9 protein-coding genes and 1 tRNA gene are annotated in these 9,361 nt (G+C 69.5%); 9 read left to right on the plus strand and 1 reads right to left on the minus strand.

Annotated elements, in window-relative coordinates; all coding sequences use genetic code 11:
- The first annotated feature begins 135 nt into the window (after nucleotides 1-135).
- A complete protein-coding gene (locus ACFV6D_RS30980; RefSeq protein ID WP_380562077.1) occupies nucleotides 136-1,353 on the plus strand; it encodes an RICIN domain-containing protein in 1,218 nt (405 codons plus the stop codon).
- 148 nt (nucleotides 1,354-1,501) lie between these two features.
- Here ACFV6D_RS30980 and ACFV6D_RS30985 read toward each other — a convergent pair whose 3' ends face one another.
- Entirely contained in the window at nucleotides 1,502-2,410 is a 909-nt protein-coding gene (locus tag ACFV6D_RS30985) for a LysR family transcriptional regulator (RefSeq protein WP_380562099.1), read from the minus strand.
- A 202-nt stretch (nucleotides 2,411-2,612) separates the two neighbouring features.
- Between ACFV6D_RS30985 and ACFV6D_RS30990 the strand changes: the two genes are divergently transcribed.
- From ACFV6D_RS30990 to ACFV6D_RS31025, 8 genes are all read left to right on the plus strand, one after another.
- Nucleotides 2,613-3,350, plus strand: coding sequence for an acetoacetate decarboxylase (locus ACFV6D_RS30990; RefSeq protein WP_380562079.1), 738 nt, complete (start codon nucleotides 2,613-2,615; stop codon nucleotides 3,348-3,350).
- A gap of 111 nt (nucleotides 3,351-3,461) precedes the next feature.
- Nucleotides 3,462-4,478 carry a 3-hydroxyacyl-CoA dehydrogenase family protein gene (locus ACFV6D_RS30995; protein WP_380562081.1) on the plus strand — a complete coding sequence of 339 codons (1,017 nt, stop codon included), beginning with the start codon at nucleotides 3,462-3,464 and terminating at the stop codon, nucleotides 4,476-4,478.
- Between the two features lie 63 nt (nucleotides 4,479-4,541).
- The gene (locus ACFV6D_RS31000) at nucleotides 4,542-6,029 is read left to right on the plus strand and encodes a CoA transferase (protein ID WP_380562083.1); all 1,488 of its coding nucleotides are present in this window, start codon (nucleotides 4,542-4,544) and stop codon (nucleotides 6,027-6,029) included.
- Between the two features lie 260 nt (nucleotides 6,030-6,289).
- Nucleotides 6,290-6,568 carry a helix-turn-helix domain-containing protein gene (locus ACFV6D_RS31005; RefSeq protein ID WP_380562085.1) on the plus strand — a complete coding sequence of 93 codons (279 nt, stop codon included), beginning with the start codon at nucleotides 6,290-6,292 and terminating at the stop codon, nucleotides 6,566-6,568.
- Between the two features lie 20 nt (nucleotides 6,569-6,588).
- Nucleotides 6,589-7,206, plus strand: a complete 618-nt coding sequence (locus tag ACFV6D_RS31010; RefSeq protein WP_380562101.1) for an HAD-IA family hydrolase — start codon at nucleotides 6,589-6,591, stop codon at nucleotides 7,204-7,206.
- Nucleotides 7,207-7,816: 610 nt separating this feature from the next.
- On the plus strand, nucleotides 7,817-7,954 hold the full coding sequence (locus ACFV6D_RS31015) for a hypothetical protein (protein ID WP_159398702.1): 138 nt from the start codon (nucleotides 7,817-7,819) through the stop codon (nucleotides 7,952-7,954).
- Nucleotides 7,951-9,102: a methyltransferase domain-containing protein gene (locus ACFV6D_RS31020; protein WP_380562087.1), complete on the plus strand. Its 1,152-nt coding sequence runs from the start codon at nucleotides 7,951-7,953 to the stop codon at nucleotides 9,100-9,102. Before ACFV6D_RS31015 ends, ACFV6D_RS31020 begins: the two co-directional genes overlap by 4 nt.
- 158 nt (nucleotides 9,103-9,260) lie before the next feature.
- Nucleotides 9,261-9,337, plus strand: a tRNA-Met gene (locus ACFV6D_RS31025).
- Nucleotides 9,338-9,361: the final 24 nt, after the last annotated feature.

The raw sequence follows: 9,361 nt of genomic DNA on the forward strand, positions 1-9,361 counted from the left end.
ATCAGTGATCCATCAGTGATCCATCAGGGAACTGTCAGGAACCCGGGGCGCGGCGTTCGGGCCGACCTAGCATCCGAGCATCGTCTCTTCCCCACGGACGATCTTCACCACTCTCAGTGATCGAGGTACTTCGGCATGCGCGGTCTCTCCCGCCGGTCCCACACGCTCGCCCAACGCGCCGTCGCGGGCGTCCTGCTGTCGGGTCTGGCCGTTGCCGGCCTGATGGTCTCGCCGCAGCGGGCCGCCGCAGCCGACTGCGACGGCCAGAGCAGCGTGGGCGGCGGCAACTGCACCACGGCCCTGATCAACTCCATCGGTGCCATGATCGGCGGCTTCCGCAGCGCGGCCCTCCAGGCGCAGGCCGACAACGCCGCGTTCACCCAGGGCATGGCCAGCCAACTGAGTGCCGCGGCTCCCGGCTACAACGTCATGGTGTTCAAGTACGACGGCACCGACCTCTACGACACCATCTGGTTCCGCAACGTGTACGAGGCGAACATGAACGGGGTGCTGGTCGACACCACCGTCAAGCTGCAGCACCACGACTCGCAGGGCGGCCCGGCCGGCTACGACGACTTCCGCATCTGGGTCTTCGCGGGTGACTCGACCTTCACCAACAAGGGCGACGGCGGGTACGGGAACTGGGCGTTCGTCGGCTCCGACTCCGACCGGACCGTGAGCACCACCAGGTCCTGTGTGCTGATCCGCTGCGTCGACAGCAAGCGGATCATCCACTTCCCCGCCCGCGACATCACGGTCCCGGGCGTCCCGAAGAGTGGTGGCACCCCGATCACCGACACCCCGGGCACCCCCGGCATCCCCGCGCACGATAACGGCGATGACGGTGATGACGACGGCAACGGCAACGACGACGGCAACGACGACGGCGACGGTGGCGACACCAGCACCACCCCGGCCATCCCCGCGCACCAGGGCGGCGGCAAGGGCGGGGGCGGCAAGGGCGGCAGCGGTGGTGGTGCCGGCATCGCCGGGCTGCACCACCCCAAGGTGAAGAACGGCCGGGGTCTGGTGGTCACGGGGTCCTCGATCCTGGCCGCCGCCAGCGGCGCCAAGAACTCCGCCTGGCAGTTCACCTCCCTGGGCAACGGCCGGTACAAGATCACCAGCGCCGTCTCCGGGCTCGCGCTGACCGAGAACACCAAGACCTTCTTCGCCGAGGCCAGGCCGTGGACCGGCGCCGACGCGCAGAAGTGGCAGCTCGTCAGCGCAGGCGGAGGCCAGTACCAGATCCGGATCACCGACCAGGACTGCCTGACCTACGACGAGGACGCCAAGGCGCTCGGCGTCTGGACCTGCAACAACGCCTGGAACCAGCAGTGGAAGCTCCAGTAGCAGTCACCCACGCACGCTGACCCGACGCACCCCGACCCGGCACCCGCCCGGGTCGGGGTGAGGCCGTATTCGAGGTGCGGTCGTATTCGAAGTGAGGCCGTATCCGAACAGTGCCTGGTGGCCGCCGATTCCAGCCTCCGACCTCCGATCACGCGGCGGTGTGGCGGGTGATCAGTTCCAGCAGTCGGTGTACGGCCTCGTCCACTCCCGGGCGGTGTACGGCGACCACCGTGGTCTCCAGGTGGGGCGACTCTCCCCGCAGCGGGACATATGCGACTCCGGGAATGGGGAAGTCACGCAGGCGTTCGGGGACGAGGCTGACGCACAGGCCGGAGGCGACGTAGCTGAAAAGTCCGGTGAGGTCGTCGGCCACCGCGCGGCTGCGTGGTGTGAAGCCCGCGTCGTGGCAGGCGAGTTGAACCTGTTGGGCCAGGGTCGGCAGTGCCGTGGCGTCGGGCAGGACGAAATCCTCGTCCCTCAGGTCGGCCAGGTCGATCTCGCCGGCCCCGACCAGCGGGTGATCGTGCGGCAGGGCCGCGGCGATGCGCTCGACGGCGAATTCCCGGCTGGCCAGGTCGGCCGACAGGGGTGACGGGTCGCGGAGGAAACCCAGGTCCAGTTCGCCGGAGCGGACCATGTCGGCGACGGCGACCGACGAGTCCTGATGCAGATGGATGCGCAGCCCGGGCAGTTCCTCGGCGGCCGCCCGAAGGAGATCGGGCAGGTAGTGGTGGCTGAGGATGCTGACGTAGCCCACTCGGACGTCCCCGTCCAGACCGCTCGCGACTCGCCGGACCCGATCGATCGCGGCGGACTGGGCATCGAGGAGGCGCCGCGCGTCGACGGCGAACGCCTCGCCCGCTGCGGTCACGGACACCCCTCCGGGGCCCCGTCTGAACAGCTGCACCCCCAGGCCCCGCTCCAGGCGCTGAATCGACTGGCTGAGTGGCGGCTGGCGCATGGAGAGGCGCTCTGCGGCGCGGCCGAAGTGCTTCTCTTCGGCCACCGCCAGGAACTGCTCCAGTAGGCGCTTTGTGAGATTAATATCCTCAGCCATATGAATCACGACTCAATCATATATTGGACAGGCATGCATTGAGAGGCGTCCAATTGTCAGCGGGCGCTCGGCCAAGGGCGTGGCGCCCTCCCCCTGACATATCCGATGTGGGAGAGACCGGCGCGATCCCCCTCCGGACGCGGAGCCGCAGAGCCGCAGATCCTGCGGCCCCAGCGACACGCCCCTCTCCCTGGAGGCCAAGATGCTCAAGCAGGATGTCGCCCGGCTGGTCACCACTCCGCTGGACTCCCCGGCCTACGCGCCCACCCGGTACCGCTTCACCAACCGTGAGTACCTCAACGTCTTCTACCGCACCGACCCGGACGCGCTGCGCCGGCTGGTCCCCGAGCCGCTCACCGTCACTAAGCCGCTGGTCCGCTTCGAGATCATGCGGATGCCCGACACCACTGGCCTGGGCAACTACACCGAGGCCGGCCAGCTCATCGCCGTCGAACATGAGGGCGAGACGGGCGAGTTCAACCTCGCGATGTACGTCGACAGCGTTCCGGCGATCTCCAGCGGTCGCGAGTTCAGCGCGTACCCGAAGAAGGGCGGCTCGCCCGCGCTCTACGTCGACTCCGACACCCTGGTCGGCACGCTCGACTACGGCACTCTGCGCGTGGCCACCGCCACCATGGGCTACAAGCACCACCCCATGGATCCCGAGGAGGCGCGGGCGGAGATCTGCTCCCCCAACTTCATGGTCAAGACCGTCCCGAACTACGACGGCACCCCCCGCATCTGCGAGCTGGTCCGCACCCGGATCACCGACATCACGGTCAAGAGCGCCTTCACCGGCCCCGCGCGCCTGGAGCTCTTCGCCCACGCGATCGCCCCGCTCGCCGATCTGCCCGTCCTGGAGATCGTCGGCGCCAGCCACATCATCACCGACCTGACCCTCAACCCCGTCGAGCCCGTCCACGACTACCTCGCCGACTGACGTCAGCAGCGGCCGGCCAAGTCCTCCGCCCCCCACACACACAGGCACCTGCTCCATCGGCACCCGCGGAGGACAACCCGTGCACCCCCTCCTCAAGAAAGCTCCGAGATCATGACTTCCGCATCCGAGCCCGCCCACGTCACGGCCACTCGCGAGGACGGCGCCGCCACCCCGGACTCCTACCAGCGCGCCGCGATCATCGGTGGCGGCGTGATCGGCATCTCCTGGGCCGCGCTCTTCCTGGCCCGCGGCATCGACGTCGTCATCAACGACCCGCGCCCCGACATCGAGGATCTCGTCCTGGCGGGCCTGGACGAGATCACCCCCGCGCTGGCCGAGCTCGGCCTGCTCACCGAGAACCTGACGGACGGGCTCACCTTCGAGGCCGACCTGGCCACCGCCGTCGCCGGCGTCGACATCGTCCAGGAGAACGGCCCCGAGCGCCTCGAACTCAAGCAGCGGATTTGGCAGACCATCGAGCAGGCCGCCCCGGCCCACGCGCTGCTGGCCTCCTCCACCTCCGGCATCCCGGCGACCGCCATCGCCGAGGCGATGCGGCAGCCCGAGCGCCTCATCGTGGGCCACCCGTTCAACCCGCCGCACCTGGTGCCGCTGGTGGAGATCGTGCCCGGTGAGAAGACCTCCGAGGGCACCGTCCAGCAGGCCAGGGCCTTCTACGCCGCGCTCGGCAAGCGGCCCCAGGTCCTGCGCAAGGAGATCCCCGGCTTCGTCGCCAACCGTCTGCAGTCCGCTCTGTTCCGCGAGTGCGTCCACCTGGTGGCCCAAGGCGTGGTGACCGAGCAGGAACTCGACGACATCGTCACCGCCTCGATCGGCATGCGCTGGGCCGTGGCCGGCCCGTTCCGCACTTTCCACCTCGGCGGCGGCCCGGGCGGCCTGCCCCACTTCATCGAGCACCTCGGCCGTGCCATGGAATCCGAGATGTGGCCCGCCCTGGGCAACCCCACCTTCGATGACGCCACCGTCGCCCTGCTCGCCGACCAGGCGCGCGAAGCCTTCGGCGAGGGAACCGTCGACGAGCTCGCCGCCGAGCGCGACCGCGCGCAGATCGCCCTGATGCGCGCCCTCGGCGAGGCGCCGGACTCCGGCGACACCCACCGCGCCTGATCCGCCCAGACCCGCCCTGACCCGCCTACGCCTACCGAAACACACGTGAGAAACGAGGACGTCATGTCCCTCACCGAAAAGATCACCAAGGCCATCGCCGACCCGGCCACCGACGACGCGTTCGACGTCCATGCCGAGACGAACGAGGTCCTCGCCGGCATCGGGCTCAAGCCCGAGGACACCGGCGGCGAGATCACCTTCGAGGGTGCTGACCCGGTGGTCCCCAGCACCCTGCGCCTCGGTGCCGCCTCCGGCATCGCCATGGTCGCGAAGTCCGCTGCCATCGCCGCCTTGTGGAAGGACCGCACCGGCCGCGGCCAGGACATTCACATGGACCTGCGGGTGGGCCCGCACCGCCTCTGCCCGTTCTACGAGCAGAAGTGGGAGCTCCTCAACGGTTACACCGGCGGTACCCCGTCGATCATCAACATGGCCCTGGCCAATAACTTCTACCGCACTGCCGACGGCCGTTGGATGATGCCGTTCAACATCTACCCCAACATCAAGGTGGCCGCCGAGCGGCTGCTCGGTGTGGGCGATGTCCCCGAACACGTCGAGGCCGCGATCGCGAAGTGGAACGCCCGCGAACTGGAGCAGGCCGGTGCCGAGGCCGGGTGCGTCATGCCGATGGTGCGCACGCCCAGCGAGATCCTGGCGGAGCGTCAGTACACCGACGTCCTGGCCGGCCTGCCGCTGGTGGAGATCACCCGCATCGGTGACAGCGAGCCCGAGCCGCTGCCCGCCAGCCCTGCCGCCCCGTTCGACGGCGTGCGAGCCCTGGGCATGGGCCACATCATCGCCGGCGCCGGAGCCGGCCGCGCCATGGCCCTGCACGGCGCGGACGTGCTGAACCTGTGGCGCCCCTACGAGCTGGAGCACGATGTCACCTACCTCACCACCAGCGTCGGCGTCCGCTCCGCCACCGTCAGCCCGTACACCCCGGAGGGCCTGACCCTCATCCACAAGCTCCAGGCCGAGGCCGACGTCTTCTACGCCAACCGCCGCCCCGGCTTCCTGGACCGCATCGGCCTGTCCGAGGACGAGGCCGTCGCCCGGCGCCCCGGACTGATCTACGCCACGGTGTCGCTGAACGGCAGGACCGGCCCGTGGAAGGACTACCTCGGCTTCGACCAGACCGCCGGCGCCCTCACCGGCCTGCTGCACCTGGAGGGCGACGGCGACAAGCCCGCCCTGCCCCCGATCACCGTCGTCAACGACTACCTCGTCTCCTGGTTCATGACAGCCGGCATCGCCGAGGCCCTGCGTCGTCGCGCCGTGGACGGCGGCAGCTACCGCGTCCACGTGTCCCTGTCCCGGGTCGCCCTGTGGATCCTCTCCATGGGCATCTTCGACAAGGGCTACGCGCAGCAGATCGCCGGCACCGGCGAGCTCCACGCCTACCCGGACCCCGAGGTCTTCACCGCCGAAACCCCACTCGGCCGCTACCAGGGCATCACCGATCAGGTGAAGATGTCGGACACCCCCGGCGCCTACCGGCAGATCCTCGTGCCCCGCGGCTCCCAGCGCCCGACATGGCTGCCCACCACCTGACCCTTCCGGCAGCCTCCCCGCCTGCGCATGACCGGGCCGGCTGCCACAACAGGCCACCTCTACACCCGCCTTCGGCGGACCCCGGCCGTAAGCCCGCCCCGGCCACGACGGGGCGGGCTTACGCATTCCTCCGTGCTGAGCGCAGCCGGTGGCGGATCGTCAACGTGCCTTGCGGGTAGCTCCTTCTCGTGGCGAACCCGGTTCATCAGCGGCCGAGGGCAGGTACGGTCCGAGGAGATGCCAGAGACGGAGCGGGCGGCATGAGCCAGTGGCCGGAGTTCACGACAGGCGAGCGGGTCAAGATGCTCCGCGGCAGGAGAACGCAAGAGGATGTCGCCAACGCAAGCGGAGTCTCGTTGCACACCCTGCGGAAGCTCGAGCAAGGCGGGAACGTCTCCCTCCCGACCCTGCTGAGGATCGCCGAGGGCCTGCACACCGACGTGTCGGTGATCCTCGGGCAGCAAGCTCCCCGGAGGGGCATGAGCCCCGACGACCATCCGACTCGCCTGACCCTCGGGAGAACACGTTGCGTGGCCTGATCCTCGACTTCGCGGGAGTGATGACCACTCCCATCGGCCGGTCGTCCCGGGCGTGGTGCGCCCGGGAAGGCCTGCCCGCTGACACCTGGCGCAGCATCCTGGAGGACGATCCGGCCGGCCGTGCGCTCTACGTGGAGCTGGAGCTCGGCCGGATGTCCCAGGAGGAGTGGAACCGGGGCACAGCGGCGATCATGGGCGTGGAGCCTGACAACCTGATGGGACGCGCGCATGCGGAGGTCCGCGCAGTTCCCGCCATGGTCGAACTCGCCCGTGCCGCCAAGGACGCCGGGATCGTGGTGGCCCTGCTGTCCAACTCCTACGGCCTCGCTCCGTACAACCCCTACGTGGAGACCGGGGTGTGGGATCTGTTCGACGTGCGGGTGATCAGTGGTGATGAGGGGATAGCCAAGCCGGAACCGGCGATCTACCAGCGCGCCCTCGACCTCATGGGCCTGGCCGGCTCCGAGTGCGTCTTCGTGGACGACCACCGTAGGAACCTCCCGCCGGCCGAGTCGCTCGGCATCACCACGGTCCACGCGGACGGCCCGGAGACGGCCTCGAGGGTTGCCCGCCTTCTGGAGCTGGAGACACCTCGGTCCACCGATCTGTCACCGGACGAGGCAACCACCGGCGTCTAGTTGACGACGGATTGAAGAACTCGTACACGCCGTGCGAGTACTGCCCTGTACGACTTCCGGAAGTCGTACAGGGCGCAGGTTCACCGACCGTCGCCGTTCCACGACAGTGGTCGTATGCCTTCCGACACACCTCGCTCACCGGGCCGAGTCCCGGTAGCGCTGTACATCGCAACCGCCGATGGGGGCGCAGGTGGCGCTCTGGCGGACCGGTGTCGCCAGTACGCGGACGCTCGGGAGTGGGTTGTCGCGGAGACGTTCACCGACACCGGGCCGCTCGCCGACCTCGACGACCGCCCGGCTGGCTTGACCTCTCCGACGCGCTGTCGCATGGCACGGTCAAGGGCATCGTGACCTGGACGCGGTCGATGGTGGTAGGTAGAGCCGAGGAGTGGGACCTGCTGACGGCGATCCTTGCCGACCGCGGGTGGTTCCTGGTCGCGGGCGCGCTGGACACCCCGGGGCAGCCGCTGAAGGGTTCGAACTGCCGCCCGCAAGGCATCAGTTCCGGGACGGGGTACTACCCCCGCCGCACGGCAGGTACTCGCTGCGCCCCCGGGTGCAGCGGGAACAGCACCGCCCCTACAAGCCGAACAGAGAAAGGACGCTGACCATGGGAGACGAGAACAAGGGTGGACCGAACGACGGCAAGGGCGGCGGGCACGCCAAGCCCGGCTCGCCGGCCATCGGCCCGAACCCCTCGAAGGACGGCCAGCAGCCGACCCCGGCACCGAAGCACAAGAAGAGTTGACCCCCGAACAGCAGCGGGCCGTACTGGCGGCGGCGCTCACCGACGCCGGTTCCCTGCCCCCCGCATGGGCTCCGGCCGTGGCGGCAGTGCCGCGACACGCGTTCCTCCCCGACACCATCTGGGCGGACGAGGACGGCGGCGACACCGAGTGCAGCCGGACCAAGGAACCCGAGCGGTGGATGCGGCTCGCCTACAGCGACCTGCCGATCGTCACGCAGTGGGACGACGGTGCCGGGGGCGGAGACCACCGTACTCCCACGTCGTCGGCGTCCATGCCCACCATGGTGGCCGAGATGCTGTCCGACCTGGACGCGGTCCCCGGGCACCGGGTGCTCGAAATCGGGACGGGCACCGGCTACAACGCGGCCTTGTTGGCGCATCGCCTGGGCGCCGAGATGGTGTCCACCGTCGAGGTGGACGCGCAGGTCACCGCGCAAGCCCGCACCGCACTTCGCAGGACCGGCTGCACCCCCGAAGTCGTGTGCGGGGACGGCTCGCTCGGGTGGGGCGCACGCGCCCCGTACGACCGGATCATCTCCACCGTGTCACTGCGGGACGTCCCGCCCGCCTGGGTGGCTCAGACCCGGCCGGGCGGGGTGATCGTCAGCCCCGTCTCACCGCTGCTGGGCGGCGGGGCGATCGTGCGGCTCACGGTGGACGGCGACGGGACGGCGAGCGGTCCGTTCACCCGGTCATCGGCGTTCATGATGCTGCGGCAGCAGCGCTACCAGGGCACTCCGGTGGACGACTACCTGTCCGGTGAATGGCCGGGCGACTCCGGGCAGTCCTGGACGAGCCTCGACCCCGAAGCCATCGGGGGCGACTGGCTTGCGCAATTCGCCTGCGCCCTCGCCCTGCCGGACGTGTACTACCGGCGCAACGAGTTCGGTGACGGCGGCTGGACGTGGTGGCTGTTCGACACGGCCGTCACGTCCTGGGCAACGGTCGACTCCGTGCCCGGGGAATCCCGGTTCGAGGTCCGCCAGTCCGGGCCCCGGCAGCTGTGGGACGAGACGGAGGCCGCCTACACCCAGTGGACGGCCGCCGGACGCCCCGGCTACGAGCGGTACGGGCTCACGGTGACACCTGCCGGACAGGCGGCCTGGTTGGACAAGCCCGGTCATCCCCTCCCGGGGCACCGCAAGTAGAGCGGTAGCTGGGGCGTGGGGTTCCAAGCGGACCGGAACCGCCTGTCTCCCCGCGCCCCTGCTCGCGCAGAGCAGGAATCGGCTCCAGGTCGGGTCAGCGGCCGCCGGCTAACCGATTAGGTGATCGCCGCCTGGTGCCGTACGGTCGGTACTACCGACGCGGGGTGGAGCAGCTCGGTAGCTCGCTGGGCTCATAACCCAGAGGTCGCAGGTTCAAATCCTGTCCCCGCTACCACGAACGCCGAAGGGGCGGACGCGC

The organism is Kitasatospora sp. NPDC059812 (assembly GCF_042732075.1).
Classification (GTDB): Bacteria; Actinomycetota; Actinomycetes; order Streptomycetales; family Streptomycetaceae; genus Kitasatospora.